The sequence below is a fragment of the Leclercia sp. 1548 genome, assembly GCF_050435045.1.
In the GTDB taxonomy this organism is placed as follows: domain Bacteria; phylum Pseudomonadota; class Gammaproteobacteria; order Enterobacterales; family Enterobacteriaceae; genus Enterobacter; species Enterobacter adecarboxylatus.
Genome location: NZ_JBNDJP010000002.1, coordinates 107,432 through 123,482, shown reverse-complemented (window position 1 = coordinate 123,482; position 16,051 = coordinate 107,432). Strand labels below are relative to the sequence as shown.

15 protein-coding genes are annotated in these 16,051 nt (G+C 56.7%); 7 read left to right on the top strand and 8 right to left on the bottom strand.

Annotation, left to right across the window (positions count from 1 at the left end):
- The first annotated feature begins 36 nt into the window (after positions 1-36).
- Complete coding sequence (gene acrD / locus ABIE02_RS05890) at positions 37-3,150, top strand: multidrug efflux RND transporter permease AcrD (RefSeq protein WP_155167114.1); 3,114 nt, start codon at positions 37-39, stop codon at positions 3,148-3,150.
- Between the two features lie 107 nt (positions 3,151-3,257).
- Here acrD and ypfM read toward each other — a convergent pair whose 3' ends face one another.
- Positions 3,258-3,317 (bottom strand): protein YpfM, encoded by a 60-nt coding sequence (ypfM, locus tag ABIE02_RS05885; RefSeq protein ID WP_015572204.1) that lies wholly within the window; start codon positions 3,315-3,317, stop codon positions 3,258-3,260.
- 388 nt (positions 3,318-3,705) lie between these two features.
- On the opposite strand from ypfM, the gene ABIE02_RS05880 reads away from it, so the two are divergent.
- Genes ABIE02_RS05880 through ABIE02_RS05870 form a run of 3 tightly spaced genes read left to right on the top strand, consistent with a single transcriptional unit; the run spans position 3,706 to position 5,417 of the window.
- Entirely contained in the window at positions 3,706-4,062 is a 357-nt protein-coding gene (locus ABIE02_RS05880) for an ArsC family reductase (RefSeq protein ID WP_032613032.1), read from the top strand.
- 3 nt (positions 4,063-4,065) lie between these two features.
- Positions 4,066-5,193, top strand: a complete 1,128-nt coding sequence (dapE, locus tag ABIE02_RS05875; protein ID WP_032613034.1) for a succinyl-diaminopimelate desuccinylase — start codon at positions 4,066-4,068, stop codon at positions 5,191-5,193.
- Between the two features lie 26 nt (positions 5,194-5,219).
- Positions 5,220-5,417: a YpfN family protein gene (locus ABIE02_RS05870; protein WP_032613036.1), complete on the top strand. Its 198-nt coding sequence runs from the start codon at positions 5,220-5,222 to the stop codon at positions 5,415-5,417.
- Between the two features lie 38 nt (positions 5,418-5,455).
- Here the strand turns inward: ABIE02_RS05870 and ypfH are convergent, their stop codons facing one another.
- The 6 genes from ypfH to dapA all read right to left on the bottom strand — a co-directional run bounded on the left by ypfH (position 5,456) and on the right by dapA (position 11,978).
- On the bottom strand, positions 5,456-6,151 hold the full coding sequence (gene ypfH, locus ABIE02_RS05865) for an esterase (RefSeq protein ID WP_150872007.1): 696 nt from the start codon (positions 6,149-6,151) through the stop codon (positions 5,456-5,458).
- 73 nt (positions 6,152-6,224) lie between these two features.
- The gene (locus tag ABIE02_RS05860; protein WP_336994443.1) at positions 6,225-8,225 is read right to left on the bottom strand and encodes a tRNA(Met) cytidine acetyltransferase TmcA; all 2,001 of its coding nucleotides are present in this window, start codon (positions 8,223-8,225) and stop codon (positions 6,225-6,227) included.
- Between the two features lie 15 nt (positions 8,226-8,240).
- On the bottom strand, positions 8,241-9,104 hold the full coding sequence (gene ypfJ / locus ABIE02_RS05855) for a KPN_02809 family neutral zinc metallopeptidase (RefSeq protein WP_059307420.1): 864 nt from the start codon (positions 9,102-9,104) through the stop codon (positions 8,241-8,243).
- Positions 9,105-9,225: 121 nt separating this feature from the next.
- Complete coding sequence (gene purC / locus ABIE02_RS05850; RefSeq protein WP_032613044.1) at positions 9,226-9,939, bottom strand: phosphoribosylaminoimidazolesuccinocarboxamide synthase; 714 nt, start codon at positions 9,937-9,939, stop codon at positions 9,226-9,228.
- A gap of 109 nt (positions 9,940-10,048) precedes the next feature.
- A complete protein-coding gene (bamC, locus tag ABIE02_RS05845) occupies positions 10,049-11,083 on the bottom strand; it encodes an outer membrane protein assembly factor BamC (protein WP_059307419.1) in 1,035 nt (344 codons plus the stop codon).
- Between the two features lie 16 nt (positions 11,084-11,099).
- Positions 11,100-11,978: a 4-hydroxy-tetrahydrodipicolinate synthase gene (gene dapA / locus ABIE02_RS05840; protein ID WP_032613048.1), complete on the bottom strand. Its 879-nt coding sequence runs from the start codon at positions 11,976-11,978 to the stop codon at positions 11,100-11,102.
- 145 nt (positions 11,979-12,123) lie between these two features.
- Between dapA and ABIE02_RS05835 the strand changes: the two genes are divergently transcribed.
- Positions 12,124-12,693: a glycine cleavage system transcriptional repressor gene (locus ABIE02_RS05835; protein ID WP_032613050.1), complete on the top strand. Its 570-nt coding sequence runs from the start codon at positions 12,124-12,126 to the stop codon at positions 12,691-12,693.
- Entirely contained in the window at positions 12,693-13,163 is a 471-nt protein-coding gene (bcp, locus tag ABIE02_RS05830; RefSeq protein WP_032613052.1) for a thioredoxin-dependent thiol peroxidase, read from the top strand. The genes ABIE02_RS05835 and bcp overlap by 1 nt, the downstream gene beginning before the upstream one ends.
- Before the next feature lie 133 nt (positions 13,164-13,296).
- Here bcp and ABIE02_RS05825 read toward each other — a convergent pair whose 3' ends face one another.
- Complete coding sequence (locus ABIE02_RS05825; RefSeq protein ID WP_032613054.1) at positions 13,297-14,358, bottom strand: AI-2E family transporter; 1,062 nt, start codon at positions 14,356-14,358, stop codon at positions 13,297-13,299.
- A 222-nt stretch (positions 14,359-14,580) separates the two neighbouring features.
- Here ABIE02_RS05825 and bepA point away from each other — a divergent pair, with 222 nt between their 5' ends.
- Complete coding sequence (gene bepA / locus ABIE02_RS05820) at positions 14,581-16,044, top strand: beta-barrel assembly-enhancing protease (RefSeq protein WP_032613057.1); 1,464 nt, start codon at positions 14,581-14,583, stop codon at positions 16,042-16,044.
- Positions 16,045-16,051 lie beyond the last annotated feature (7 nt).

The following is a 16,051-nucleotide window of genomic DNA, read 5'->3' as shown; positions in this document are numbered from 1 at the left end:
CAATGACGACGCGCAGCAAAACGAGGTCTTATTTTAATGGCGAATTTTTTCATCGATCGCCCCATTTTTGCCTGGGTGCTGGCAATTCTGTTGTGCCTGACGGGCACGCTGGCCATTTTTTCCCTTCCTGTTGAGCAGTACCCGGATCTGGCTCCGCCTAATGTGCGGATCACGGCTAACTATCCGGGGGCATCCGCACAAACGCTTGAGAATACCGTCACCCAGGTGATCGAGCAGAACATGACCGGTCTCGATAACCTGATGTATATGTCCTCCCAGAGCAGCGCCACCGGGCAGGCGACGGTCACGCTGAGCTTTACCGCTGGCGCGGACCCGGATGAAGCGGTGCAACAGGTGCAAAACCAGCTACAGTCTGCGCTACGCAAGCTGCCGCAGGCGGTGCAGAATCAGGGCGTGACGGTGCGTAAAACCGGCGATACCAACATTCTGACCATCGCCTTTGTCTCCACCGACGGCTCGATGGATAAGCAGGATATCGCTGACTATGTTGCCAGTAATATTCAGGATCCGCTCAGCCGCATCAACGGCGTGGGGGATATCGACGCCTACGGCTCACAATACTCAATGCGCATCTGGCTCGATCCGGCCAAGCTGAACAGTTTCCAGATGACGGTAAAAGACGTCACCGACGCCATCGAATCACAAAACGCGCAGATTGCGGTCGGCCAGTTGGGCGGTACGCCGTCCGTTGATAAGCAGGCGTTGAACGCCACCATCAACTCCCAGTCGCTATTGCAAACCCCGCAACAGTTCCGCGATATCACCCTGCGCGTTAACCAGGATGGTTCGGAAGTGCGGCTGGGCGATGTCGCCACCGTGGAAATGGGTGCCGAGAAGTACGACTACCTGAGCCGCTTTAACGGTAAACCAGCCTCCGGGCTGGGGGTCAAGCTGGCCTCCGGGGCTAACGAGATGGCCACGGCTGAACTGGTCATCAACCGCCTCGATGAGCTGTCGCACTTTTTCCCGCACGGCCTTGAATACAAAGTTGCCTACGAAACCACCTCTTTCGTGAAAGCCTCGATTGAGGATGTGGTGAAAACCCTGCTGGAAGCTATTGCCCTGGTGTTCCTGGTGATGTACCTGTTCCTGCAAAACTTCCGCGCGACGCTGATTCCGACCATCGCCGTACCGGTGGTGCTGATGGGCACCTTCACGGTGCTTTACGCCTTTGGCTATAGCATCAACACCCTCACCATGTTTGCGATGGTGCTGGCGATAGGCCTGCTGGTGGATGACGCCATCGTGGTGGTGGAAAACGTTGAACGCATCATGAGCGAAGAGGGGCTAACCCCGCGCGAAGCGACGCGAAAATCGATGAAGCAGATCCAGGGGGCGCTGGTCGGTATTGCCATGGTGCTGTCGGCGGTATTCGTGCCGATGGCCTTCTTTGGCGGCACCACGGGCGCCATCTACCGCCAGTTCTCGATCACCATCGTTGCGGCAATGGTCCTGTCGGTGCTGGTGGCGATGATCCTTACCCCGGCGCTGTGCGCTACCCTGCTCAAACCGTTGCATAAGGGCGAACAGCACGGCCAGAAAGGGTTCTTCGGCTGGTTCAACCGCATGTTTGACCGCAACGCCGCGCGCTATGAGGCGGGTGTCGGACGCATCCTGCACCGCAGCCTGCGCTGGGTGCTGATCTACGTCCTTCTGCTGGGCGGCATGGTATTCCTGTTCCTGCGTCTGCCTACCTCATTCCTGCCCCTGGAAGACCGGGGCATGTTTATTACCTCGGTGCAGTTACCCAGCGGCTCTACCCAACAGCAAACCCTGAAGGTGGTCCAGCAGGTCGAGTCCTATTTCTTCACCAAAGAGAAAGATAACGTACTGTCGGTCTTTGCCACCGTAGGCTCTGGCCCTGGCGGGAACGGACAGAACGTGGCGCGTATGTTCGTGCGCCTGAAGGACTGGGATGCGCGCAATGCCGAAACGGGCAGCTCGTTTGCCATTATCGAGCGCGCGACTAAAGCCTTCAGCCGCATTAAAGAGGCGCGGGTCTTCGCCAGCAGCCCACCGGCAATCAGCGGGCTGGGCAGTTCGGCAGGCTTTGACATGGAGCTGCAGGATCACGCCGGGGCCGGGCATACGGCACTGATGGCCGCACGCGACCGCCTGCTGGAGCTGGCCGGGGAAGATCCTTCCCTCACCCGCGTGCGCCATAACGGTCTGGATGACAGCCCACAGCTGCAGATTGATATCGACCAGCGCAAGGCGCAGGCGCTGGGCGTCTCTATCGACGATATTAACGACACCCTGCAAACCGCATGGGGTTCGAGCTACGTTAATGACTTTATGGATCGGGGCCGCGTGAAAAAGGTCTACGTGCAGGCGGCGGCTAAATACCGCATGCTGCCGGACGATATCAACATGTGGTACGTGCGGAACAAAGACGGCGGGATGGTGCCCTTCTCGGCATTCGCCACCTCACGCTGGGAAACCGGGTCGCCGCGTATGGAACGCTACAACGGCTATTCGGCAGTAGAAATTGTCGGTGAGGCCGCGCCGGGGGTCAGTACCGGTACGGCTATGGATGTGATGGAAAACCTGGTGCAGCAGCTACCTGCCGGATTTGGCCTGGAGTGGACCGCGATGTCCTATCAGGAGCGTCTTTCCGGTGCCCAGGCGCCGGCGCTGTATGCCCTGTCGCTGCTGGTGGTGTTCCTCTGTCTGGCGGCCCTGTATGAGAGCTGGTCGGTGCCGTTCTCGGTGATGCTGGTGGTGCCGCTGGGGGTGATTGGTGCTCTGCTCGCCACCTGGATGCGCGGGCTGGAAAACGACGTCTACTTCCAGGTCGGGCTGTTAACGGTCATTGGCCTGTCGGCGAAGAACGCCATTCTGATTGTCGAGTTTGCCAACGAGATGAACGAGAAGGGTCAGGATTTACTGGCTGCGACCCTTGACGCCTGTCGCCAGCGCCTGCGTCCGATTCTGATGACCTCGCTGGCGTTTGTCTTCGGTGTGTTGCCGATGGCGACCAGCTCGGGTGCGGGTTCGAGCAGCCAGCACGCGGTGGGAACCGGGGTAATGGGTGGGATGATCTCTGCGACCGTCCTCGCCATTTACTTTGTTCCGCTGTTCTTTGTGCTGGTGCGGCGACGTTTCCCATTAAAGGAACGACGGAAATAAGATATTGAAAAAGAAAAAGGCGTCCTTACCGGCCGCCTTTTTTGTGTGTTTATTTTCACACTATTGTTATTCAGCTAATTAAGTGCTCTTGCATTACTTCCTGAATGTCATTTACGAAGCATACCTTCGATAAAATCTTTCCAGTTCCCCAGTTCACGTTCAATCATAACTACCTCTCTTATTATTATGGCCATTCTACGAGAATATATCATCGTTGTGAAGATTTTTTGATCAGTGATACTGCTCTACCCCCGTTGGTACGACTGGCTTGTAGATAATATGGGGCCAGTCCGATAAATTTTATGTGACCAACTGCAATATTTTGAAATAACCTTAATAAAGGGTGAAAAAGTTATTTAGTGGCTGTTCTTTCACCAGTTTTTAGCACATGGACTTCTATGCGTAAAAGATGAAATAATATTCATAACCTGTACATTATCTATGTCAGGTCAGAATATAAAATAAAGTCATAAAACAAACGTGTTATATTTTCGCATTCGCTACACCATCGAAAATACTGAGCAATTGCTCGCTATTAAGACAAAAGGATTCACCATGATCACCCTGTACGGCATCAAAAATTGCGACACCATAAAAAAAGCCCGCCGCTGGCTGGAGACCAACAACGTTGATTACCGTTTTCATGACTATCGCGCCGACGGTCTTGATGCTGAATTGATGCAGAAATTCATTGCTGAGCTGGGCTGGGAAGCCCTGCTGAACACCCGCGGCACTACCTGGCGCAAACTGGATGAGACACTGCGAGCAAGCATTAACAATGCCGATAGCGCGGCCGCCTTAATGCTTGAAATGCCAGCAATCATCAAACGCCCATTGCTCTGGGCGCCCGGTAAGCCTATGCTGCTGGGTTTTAACGAAAACCAATACCAAACCTATTTTATTGAGGTGTAGTCTATGTCATGCCCGGTCATTGAGCTGACTCAGCAGCTTATTCGCCGCCCCTCCCTTAGCCCGGACGATGCAGGTTGTCAGGCGCTGATGATCGAACGCCTGCGGGCGATTGGTTTTACCGTCGAACCTATGGATTTTGGCGATACGCAAAATTTCTGGGCCTGGCGCGGTCAGGGCGAAACGCTGGCTTTTGCCGGACATACTGATGTGGTGCCAGCCGGTGACGCTGACCGCTGGATCAATCCCCCCTTCGAACCAACCATCCGTGACGGCATGCTGTTTGGGCGCGGCGCGGCAGACATGAAAGGTTCGCTGGCAGCGATGGTGGTTGCCGCCGAACGCTTCGTGGCGCAATACCCGAATCATAAAGGCCGTCTGGCGTTTTTAATCACCTCTGATGAAGAGGCCAGCGCTAAAAACGGCACCGTGAAGGTGGTGGAAACGCTGATGGCGCGCAACGAACGCCTGGATTATTGCCTGGTGGGCGAGCCATCCAGCACCGAAGTGGTGGGTGACGTGGTTAAAAATGGCCGTCGCGGCTCTATGACCTGTAACCTGACCATTCACGGCGTGCAGGGTCACGTAGCCTATCCGCATCTGGCTGATAACCCGGTACACCGCGCCGCACCTATGCTCAACGAGCTGGTGGGGATCGAGTGGGACAAGGGCAACGACTACTTCCCGCCGACCAGCATGCAGATTGCCAATATCCAGGCCGGTACCGGCAGCAACAACGTCATCCCCGGCGACCTGTTTGTGCAGTTTAACTTCCGCTTCAGCACCGAGCTGACGGACGAAATGATCAAAGCCCGCGTCGTAGCCCTGCTGGAGAAACACCAGCTGCGCTACAGCATTGACTGGTGGATTTCTGGCCAGCCGTTCCTGACCGGGCGCGGTAAGCTGGTTGATGCGGTGGTTAATGCTATCGCGCACTATAATGAAATTAAACCGCAACTGCTGACCACGGGCGGCACATCCGACGGACGCTTTATTGCCCGTATGGGTGCGCAGGTGGTCGAACTTGGGCCGGTGAATGCCACCATTCATAAAATCAATGAATGCGTGAATGCAGCTGATTTGCAACTGCTGGCCCGTATGTATCAACGTATTATGGAGCAGCTCGTCGCCTGACGGCTGCCCCAAAGAAGGATAAGCGAATGGACTGGCTGGCTAAATACTGGTGGCTTCTGGTACTGGTTTTTCTGGTAGGCGTACTGCTGAACGTGATCAAGGATCTCAAGCGCGTTGATCACAAGAAATTCCTCGCCAACAAACCTGAACTCCCTCCACATCGTGATTTTAACGACAAGTGGGACGATGAAGACGACTGGCCGAAGAAAGACCAGAAGAAGTAATGGCTTAACCCTCTCCCCGGCGGGGAGAGGGTTATCTCTCAGAAAAACTCAACTATATCGTCGTCATTCGGCTTGCCGCCGCTGAGCGCTTCATCGAAGTAGTGTTTCGGCACGGTAAAACGCAGGTGGTCCAGCGCGAACTGGATGCTGCGATCGTCAATGGCGTGTCCCAAATCGTCGACAATATCCAGGGTCACATCGCCGCCCGCGCGGATCAACGCTTCCTGGCCCGCAACCGCGTGGGACAGCTCAATCACGCGATCTTCCCCACCGTGGATCAGGTGAATGGTGGTTTCTGTGCTCGCCCGTTCAGGCAGGGTCGCATAGCGGCCGTTGAACGCAATGATCCGTGAGGCTAAGCCCGGCTCGGCCTTGATGCTCTCCAGCGCCATGATCGCCCCCTGAGAAAACCCGATCAGGGCGGTGGCGTTCGCCTTAACACCGCTCTGCTGCTGCCAGTAACGCACCGTGTCGACAAATGTCGGCATGATTGCGTTCACCCGCTCCTGACGGCTATCTTCCGTCACGTCCTGCACTGAAAACCACTGACGACCATTCGGGCCGCATGGCTCGGCGCCGCCGACGCTGACGACCAGGGCATCGGGAAACAGCGGCGCAAACCAGCTGCCAATCTGCGCCATATTGACCGGATTATCACCGACGCCATGAAACAGGAGCAGCAGCTGCTTTGCCGGTTTATCGGGGCTTTGGACAACAAAATGGTCATGTTTCATAGCAGTCTCCTTAATTGATAAGCGGGATTCTACGCCTGACAGGCAGAATGAACATGCCAGTTCACTGATGAAGTCATTGAAAAAATTGCCATTGCAAAACGGTGTGCCTTAACGTCTGACAGCGTTCGCTGTCGAGCTGAACCAGCGCCTGACCCGCTTCAGTACGCAGATGGCTCAACACGGCTTTACGTCCGCTGAGGGCCAGCGCGCGGCTCAGGGCGCTATCGTCCAGCCCCTGTTCGATTTTGCCCCGCAGCCCTGACAGCGGCAGATCCGTCGCCTGTAGCAGTCGTGTCAGGCTGGGCATCGCCGCCGAAAGGGGACGATGCGCAAAGGCGAACCCGGCCAAATCCAGCCAGTCATCATCATTAAGGGTAGCCTCACCTGTGGGCACTACCGGGATCTTTTCACCGTTCCAGCGTTCAATAACTGATGCATCGCGACAGAGCCGCTGATGTTCGCGCTGGCACAAATCCTGCCCCGCCGCGCTGAGCGGCAGCATCGCCATTGCCGTGTAGCAACCGCTGCTGGCCTCGCGGTGACTGCCGATGCGCACCAGAATAAATCCGCAGCGCTGCCAGAAGCGCCAAAGCTCCCCGGTATAGCCAAAGCTGACGGAAAGGTAGTCGATGTTCATCTGCTGGCGGGCTGTGGCAATCAGCGCCTGACCAATCCCCTCACGCTGGCGCGCGGGATGGACGGCAATGCGCGTGACCCGCCGGGCGGTGAGCGTGGCCGCCTGCGGCGATCCGCCATGGGCAGCCAGCGATTGCGCCACCAGGTTACCGCGTGGACGCCGGTAGCCCGCCCACACCGCCTGGCTGAGTGCCGGACTCAGGCCGCCCTCCTCCACCAGCCACAGCGCGCCGCAGACGTCCTCACCCGTACGGGCGACGGCAAAATGCTGCCCGGAGGCATCCATCATGCGCCGCAGATCCAGCGGAGAGGTCCGGTAGTGAGCGGCGCAGAGCAGTTTATAGACCGCCGCCGGGAGTTCAGGGTCGCGGCTCCAGGCCTCCTGCTCCAGCGGTGTACAGACGATCTCGCCCTGCGAAAGGCTCTCTTCGGGCGCATCATCAAACAGCAGTACCTCGGCGATAATGCGCTCCAGCGGGCAACCCGCCGCCCAGCGCACCGGTTCGCTCAGGGTGAAGTAACGCAGCCCGGCAAACCGGGCGCAGAATTTCAGCAGAAATCCCCTGCCGGTGCCTTCATACCCCTGCACCGTGGTGGTGAGCAACACCCGGGGGAAACGTGTCACCAGCTGTGCCAGCAGCGGGCCGGGGATTGCCGCCGCCTCATCGACGATCAGCCAGTCAGCACGCACGTCCGATGCCAGCAGCGCGTCCGGGGCCATAAAGTGATAGCGATCGCCGCCGAAGCGGGCGATAACCTCTGTCGCCGCTCTGGCGGGAGCCGTCACAATGGCGTGGCCTGCAATACGGCGTAACAGCATGCCTGCCAGCGCTGACTTTCCGCGCCCGCGCGCTGCGGTCACGGCGGCAACCCCTTCGGGCAGGGTGGTCAGGTGGGCGAGGATCGCGGCCTGCTCGCGCTGCGGCTCACCGCTGGCCGGGTGCCAGTCCGGGGCAGAGTGGGTTGGCATAGGAGGACAAGGTGCCCCCTGCTGCCACAGTAAAACCTGCGGATCGCGGGAGATATGGCGGCAGAAATGTTCTACAAAGCGTGGCGTGGGGATCGGCTCTGGCCTGTCGCTCCAGCGCAGCGAGTCCTGGTCAGATTTTTCCGGCCATAGCGCCAGGGCGGGGGTGAGTAACACCAGCAGGCTTCCGGCGCGCAAGGTGCCGCCCACAGCCGCAAACGCCGAGACGTCAAATCCCTGGCGGGCATCGAAGATGGCGTGCAGAAATTCACGCCCCAGCAGCTGATTCAGCGCCTGGGGCGAACATGACGGGAGCTGAGGTGCATTGTCGCCCACCCACAACCAGTCGCCGGGATAGCTTTCTTTCAGCAGCAGCGCCTGTTGCTGCGTCCATGTGTCGTCCCCGCTCAGCACCAGCAGTCGCCGGTGCCCCTCCCGCGCCAGTTGTTCAGGCAATCCTGATAAATTCATCCCTGACATTGTGAATTAGATGGCCTTACCGAAGGTGTTGCACTGTGCCGGATCGCCGCCGTCAAAACCTTTTTTGAACCAGCTGTAACGCTGTGCCGAGGTGCCGTGCGTAAAGCTGTCTGGCACCACATGACCCTGACTTTGCTGTTGCAGACGATCGTCGCCAATGGCCTGGGCGGCGTTAAGCGCCTCTTCCAGATCGCCAGCCTCCAGCACGCCCTCCTGCTGCATATTGTGCCCCCAGACGCCGGCAAAGCAGTCGGCCTGCAGCTCCATACGCACCGACAGCGCATTCACTTCGCTTTCGCTGGCATTCTGCTGTAGCTGACGGACCTTCGGCTCAATACCGAGCAGTTTCTGCACGTGATGACCCACTTCATGAGCGATGACATAGCCCTGGGCAAAATCGCCGTCGGCGCCCAGCTTGCGTTTCATGTCATCGTAAAAGGAGAGATCGATATAGACGGTGGAGTCGGCAGGGCAATAGAACGGCCCCATCACCGATTGCCCGGTGCCGCAGCCGGTGCGCGTGGCGCCACGATACATCACCAGCTTCGGCTGCTGGTACGTCCGGCCCATTTTGTCGAACAGCTGACCCCAGGTATCTTCCGTGGTCGCCAGGATCACCGAGGTGAATTTCGCTGCTTCATCTTCATTCGGACTGATGGAGCGTGTCGCCTGCTGCTGTTGCGGCATCGGTTGCCCGGTGAGTAACCCGCTCAAGTCGACCCCGTAATAGCCCGCGACCACGACTACCAGCAAAAGAATGATGCCGCCCTTCCCTCCCGGCAGCCGGAAGCCCGGCCCCCCCATTGACGGACCACCGCTATTACGTCTGTCATCTACATTGTCACTTCCACGACGCCCTTGCCAGCGCATAACCACCTCGAAATATCATCATGATAATAAGTATGATCGTAGGCGGTTCGGGGAAAGATTACCACTGCAAACAGGGGTGAGATGCCAGAGGAACGGACGTCCCCCTGGCGATAAGGCGGGATTAATCGAGTTTAACACCCAGACGATGGGCAACGGCTTCGTACGCTTCGATCACGCCGCCCAGGCTCTGGCGGAAGCGGTCTTTATCCATTTTATCCAGCGTCTCTTTGTCCCACAGGCGGCTGCCGTCCGGGGAGAATTCATCACCCAGCACCACTTCACCTTTATACAGGCCGAACTCCAGTTTGAAGTCCACCAGGATCAGGCCCGCGTCATCAAACAGCTTTTTCAGCACGTCGTTCGCTTTGAAGGTCAGCTCCTGCATACGCGCCAGGTTCTCTTTGCTCACCCAGCCAAAGGTTTCGCAGTAAGATTCGTTGACCATGGGATCGTGCATAGCGTCGTTTTTCAGGAACAGGTCGAACAGCGGCGGATTGAGTTCGATGCCCTCTTCAATGCCCAGACGCTTCACCAGGGAGCCTGCGGCACGGTTACGGACGACGCATTCCACCGGTACCATATCCAGCTTTTTCACCAGACATTCGGTATCGGACAGCAACGCTTCCATCTGCGTCGGGATGCCCGCTTCTTCCAGCTTGCTCATAATGAAATGGTTGAACTTGTTGTTCACCATGCCTTTACGGTCAAACTGCTCAATGCGTGCGCCATCTCCTGCTGACGTATCATTGCGGAACTCGAGCACCAACAGATCCGGGTTCTCCGTGCTGTATACGGTTTTCGCTTTGCCACGATACAACTCAGCTTGCTTCTGCATCTTCATTACTCCTGGTGTGATGATTTGTGTTCAAAACTGGAGATATTATGCCACGCACACGTTTGCGTGGCACGAAAATAAAAAGGGCTGGATAAACCAGCCCTCTTTTTTATTTGCTGAATGCCGCCTGGAAGACAGCGACCAGCGCATCATTCTGCGACTGGGTCAGCGTGTGACCTTTCGGATCGATAAACTGCAGGCTGCTACGGTTGTCCAGATCGCCGACCTGAAGCTTGTAGTCGCCAGAAGCCAGACCCGGATCGCGTGCGCCCAGCTCTTCCCAGCTGCTGTCAGACAGCGGCTTGTAGGTGACCGTCATGCTGCCGGTTGAGCGGGTGCTGTCGGACACTTTCATACCGACGCGCTCAAGCGTTGCAGGCAGACGCTGCCAGACCTGGTTGAACGGACCACGTACGACAAGCATTGGCAGACCGGTTTCGTCGGCAGCGCTCTGCACGTCGAAGGTTGCGCCATTGCGGCTCTGGGCAGCATTGGCAGCATCGGTTGCGTTTTTATCGAGGCCCGCCGCGATGGTGTTAAGCATCTCGGTGCTGTAGCGCTGCAGGGAAGCGGCATCTGAAACAGGCTTGCCTGCCTGCTCCAGGTTCAGCAGCTTAACCACGACCGCCTGCTGATAACCCTGAGGTTTAACAGAGACTTGATAACGTCCACGGTACTGTTGATCTTCATCCAGACGGGACCATTCGATCCAGTCGGTCGACAGTGTCTGGCTGGCATCATCGCGTTGCGTGATTGTGTAGTTCTTCGACTGAATCACGCTAACAACCTGCGGCCACAGCGTGGCATTACGCGCGCTCTCAACCTGCAGCGTCGCGGTATCGCCAGTGAACTGAGTACGCGCCCCGCTTACCAGCGCCAGAGGCTGTGCTGGTGGACGGATATCAAGCGCTTTGCCTACCGCGCCGCTCCCGTTGGTGACCGGAATGGTATAGTCGCCATTCTGAATCGGCAGGATCATGCCAGCGGGCGCATGAAGTTCAGCAAGCGGCGCAGCATCCAGATAGGATTCGTCACCGCTCACCTGGCGCTTGTAGCGTGAATCTGAGCTACAGGCCGCGAGCAGCATAACAAGCGAAACACCCGCAACCTTCGCCAGGCGCGACTTCTGTACTGAGTAAGCCATCAAATCTCCCTAAACTTTACAGCAGACCGGCATGCTTCAGCGCGCCAGTGACCGTTTCGCGACCGTGGTCGGTAATCGGGGTCATTGGCAGGCGCAGCGTATCGGTCGCTACAAGTCCCAACTCCTTACATGCCCATTTCACTGGGATCGGATTGGGTTCGACAAATAATTTGTTGTGCAGCGGCATCAGACGCTGGTTAATCACGCGCGCTTCCTGGAAGTGACCGGCAGCCGCCAGTTTACACATTTCAGCCATATCGCGGGCTGCAACGTTGGAGGTCACGGAAATCACCCCGTGGCCACCAAGCTGCATAAAGTCCAGCGAGGTCGCATCATCACCGCTCAGCAGAATAAAGTCGTCTGAAACCAGCTCTTTGATCTGATGAACACGGCTTAAGTTCCCGGTCGCCTCTTTAATACCGATAATATTTTTTACTTTCGCGAGACGGCCAACCGTTTCTGGCAGCATATCGCAGCCAGTACGCGACGGCACATTATACAGGATTTGTGGCAAGTCAGTATGTTCAGCGATGGCTTTGAAATGCTGGAACAGACCTTCCTGGGTTGGACGGTTGTAGTATGGCGTTACCGTCAGGCAACCCACGACACCCGAATCGTTGAAGCGCTGGGTCAGGCTGATGGCTTCAGCGGTCGCGTTGGCACCCGTACCCGCAATGACCGGGATACGCCCGTCTGCCAGTTCGAGGGTCAGCATAACCACTTCGCCATGCTCTTCATGGCTCAGCGTTGCAGATTCACCGGTAGTCCCTACCGAAACAATCGCCGAGGTTCCGCTGGCGACATGATAATCAATCAGTTTCTTCAGGCTTGACCGGCAGACATTACCTTTCTCATCCATCGGTGTAACAAGCGCAACAATACTTCCCGTGAACATGGGCCATCCTCTGTGCGTACAAGAGCCTCAATGGTACGTTTGGTGCTGTAATAAAAGCAAGGGACATGAGGCCTCCAGGTTATTGTATGCCAGTTTTTTTTATGCTTTCCTTAGAAAGACTAAACCAAGCAAAGGAAGAACAGGTTTGACAACCTCATCACAACATTACCTGGTTATCACTGCGCTGGGTGCCGACAGGCCGGGGATCGTGAATACCATCACTCGCCACGTCAGTAGCTGCGGCTGCAACATTGAAGATAGCCGCCTGGCGATGCTGGGAGAAGAGTTTACCTTCATCATGCTCCTTTCCGGGTCATGGAATGCCATCACCTTAATTGAATCGACTCTGCCGTTAAAAGGCGCAGAGCTGGATCTGCTGATCGTGATGAAGCGTACCACCGCACGCCCACAGCCGGCCCTGCCGGCAACCGTCTGGGTCCAGGTGGAAGTGACGGACTCCCCGCACTTAATCGAACGCTTTACCGCCCTGTTTGATAGCCATCAGATGAATATTGCCGAGCTGGTGTCCCGTACCCAGCCGGGTGAAGGCGACACTATCCCTAAACTGTTTATCCAGATCACCGCGCACAGCCCGGCGTCTCAGGATGCGTCAAATATCGAGCAAGCATTCAAAGCCCTCTGTACAGAATTAAATGCGCAAGGCAGTATAAACGTCGTCAATTATTCCCAGCATGAACAAGACGGAGTTGAGTAATGAATCCACTGAAAGCCGGTGACATCGCACCGAAATTTAGCCTGCCCGATCAAGACGGCGAGCAAGTAAATTTAACCGACTTCCAGGGACAGCGTGTTCTGGTCTACTTCTACCCGAAAGCCATGACGCCAGGCTGTACCGTACAAGCCTGCGGTCTGCGCGACAACATGGACGAGTTGAAGAGCGCAGGCGTCGAAGTGCTGGGTATCAGTACCGATAAGCCTGAAAAGCTGTCTCGTTTTGCCGAAAAAGAGCTGCTGAACTTTACGCTGTTGTCCGACGAAGACCATCAGGTCTGCGGTGCGTTTGGTGTCTGGGGTGAGAAATCCTTTATGGGCAAAACCTACGACGGTATCCACCGCATCAGTTTCCTGATCGATGCTGAGGGTAAAGTTGAACATGTCTTTGACGACTTCAAAACCAGCAATCACCACGACGTGGTATTGAACTGGGTGAAAGAGAACGCCTGAAGATAAATGCAAAACGGCAACCTGAGTTGCCGTTTTTAGTGTTTGCTTCCTCTCTTTTTGAGAGAGGATAGAGTGAAGGCATCAACCCGCGCAGCCCGTGTAATCGCTAGCGCCGCCGGACATCAACACCAGGCTACTCCTCTACCGCCGGAACATCCGGCCAGGCATGTACCACCGCTTTAATCAGCGTTGCCAATGGGATGGCAAAGAACACTCCCCAGAACCCCCATAGCCCACCAAAAATCACCACTGACAGGATAATGACGATCGGGTGCAGGTTCACCGCTTCCGAGAACAGCACCGGCACCAGCAGGTTACCGTCCAGCCCCTGAATAATCAGATAGACAACGAAACAGCTCCAGAACTCGGTGCCCAGCCCAAACTGGAATAGCGCCACGCACACCACCGGAATAGTCACCACAAAGGCCCCGATATAGGGGATCAGCACCGAGAAGCCCACCAGCACCGCCAGCAGCAGCGAATAGTTCAGGCCGAAGATGAAGAAACCAATCCAGGTAGCCACGCCGACGACGATCATCTCCAGCACTTTGCCGCGGATGTAGTTAGTGATCTGCTGGTTCATCTCCTTCCACACCTGCCCTGCCAGGCCACGGTTACGCGGCAGCACGCGGCGCACCGCGTTAAGCATCTGCTCTTTGTCTTTGACCAGGAAGAAGACCATTAGCGGCACCAGCACCAGGTAGACCGCCAGCGTCAGCAGGCCCACCAGCGACGCGAGGGAGAATTTCACCACCGTATCCCCCATCGTCATGATACGGGTACGCATGTTTTCAGCCATCGCATCAATAATGCCCGCATCCATCAGGGCCGGATAACGGCGCGGCAGGGTGGCGGCAAAATCAGAGAGTTTGCTGAGCATGCCGGGCATATCGCGAATCAGGTAGATCCCCTGCTGCCAGGCGATAGGCAGCACCACAAAGGACATCACCAGCAGAATACCGACAAAAAAGACCAGCACAATAATGCTGGCCCAGCGGCGGGAGCAGCCGATATTTTCCAGCCGTACCGTCGGCCACTCCAGCAAATAGGCGAGGACAATCGCGACGAGCAGCGGGGCCAGCAGCCCGCTAAAGAAGAAGAGAATGCCAAATCCGGCAACCAGAATAACCAGCAAAGCAATGGCCTCGGGATCGCTAAAGCGCCGACGGTACCACTGCATTAATAACTCGAGCATGCAACCCTTCCCTGAAGATGTTGGCTGGACGTAAAAGATGAATTGTATCGGAGAGTCAATGAAAAGACTTTCGCTTTTTCTTGCTCCGTCACAAAACGCAAAAGCCTGAAAAGAGGGATTTTCTTATCGCCCTGACGCGGCTACACTCCCAGAGCAGCCGCAGGTGAACGATATGCGGGTTATTCGGTCAAATTAGCACACCCACCAGACAGGACAGAGGTTATGTTCAGGCAGTTGAAAAAAACGTTGGTTGCGACGCTCATTGCTGCGCTGACCGCCGGTCAGATGATGCCCGCGTTCGCTGACTCTGCAGAATCATTGCCAGACATGGGCACCTCGGCAGGCAGCACGCTCTCCATTGGCCAGGAGCTGCAAATGGGCGACTATTATGTGCGCCAGTTGCGCGGCAGTGCGCCGCTGATTAACGATCCGCTGCTGGTGCAGTACATCAATTCACTGGGGATGCGGCTGGTCTCCCATGCGGATTCGGTGAAAACCCCTTTCCACTTCTATTTAATCAATAACGATGAGATCAACGCCTTCGCCTTCTTCGGCGGCAATGTGGTGTTGCACTCGGCGTTATTCCGCTACGCCGACAATGAAAGCCAACTGGCCTCGGTAATGGCGCACGAAATTTCCCACGTTACCCAGCGCCATCTGGCGCGGGCGATGGAAGATCAGAAGCGCAGCGCCCCGCTCACCTGGGTGGGCGCGCTGGGTTCTATTCTGCTGGCGATGGCCAGCCCGCAGGCGGGCATGGCGGCGCTGACCGGTACGCTGGCAGGAACGCGTCAGGGGATGATCAGCTTTACCCAGCAGAATGAACAAGAAGCCGACCGCATCGGTATTCAGGTGCTGCAACGCTCCGGGTTCGATCCGCAGGCGATGCCGGGCTTCCTCGAAAAATTACTGGATCAGGCGCGCTACTCCTCACGTCCACCGGAAATTTTGCTGACCCACCCCCTGCCGGAGAGCCGTCTGTCGGACGCCCGTAACCGCGCCAACCAGATGCGTCCGGTAGTGGTGCAGTCCTCGGAAGATTTCTACATGGCGAAGGTCAGAAGCCTCGGTATGTACAATTCCGGGCGCAACCAGCTGACCAACGATCTGCTGGACGCGCTGGCGAAAGGCAATGTGCGTGAACAGCGTGCGGCCCAGTATGGCCGGGCATTGCAGGCGATGGAGGCCAGCAACTATGATGAGGCCCGCAAAAATCTTCAGCCACTGCTGACCGCAGAGGCCAACAATGCCTGGTATCTCGATATGGCGACCGACATCGATTTAGGGCAGAAAAAAGCCCAGGATGCGATCAATCGTCTGAAAGGTGCCCGAGACTTGCGCACCAATCCGGTGCTGCAACTCAACCTGGCGAATGCTTACTTACAGGGTGGACAGCCGCAGCAAGCCGCGACACTCCTCAACCGCTATACCTTCAGTAATAAAGATGATCCTAACGGCTGGGATCTGCTGGCCCAGGCGGAAGGTGCCCTTGGCCATCGCGATCAAGAGCTGGCGGCACGCGCCGAAGGCTATGCTCTGGCCGGGCGTCTGGACCAGGCCATCTCCCTGCTGAGCAGCGCCAGCTCGCAGGTGAAACTCGGTAGCCTGCAACAGGCCCGTTACGATGCCCGCATCGATCAGTTGCGCCAGCTGCAGCAGCGCTACCGTCCGTATGAAAAGATGTAAAGGAGAA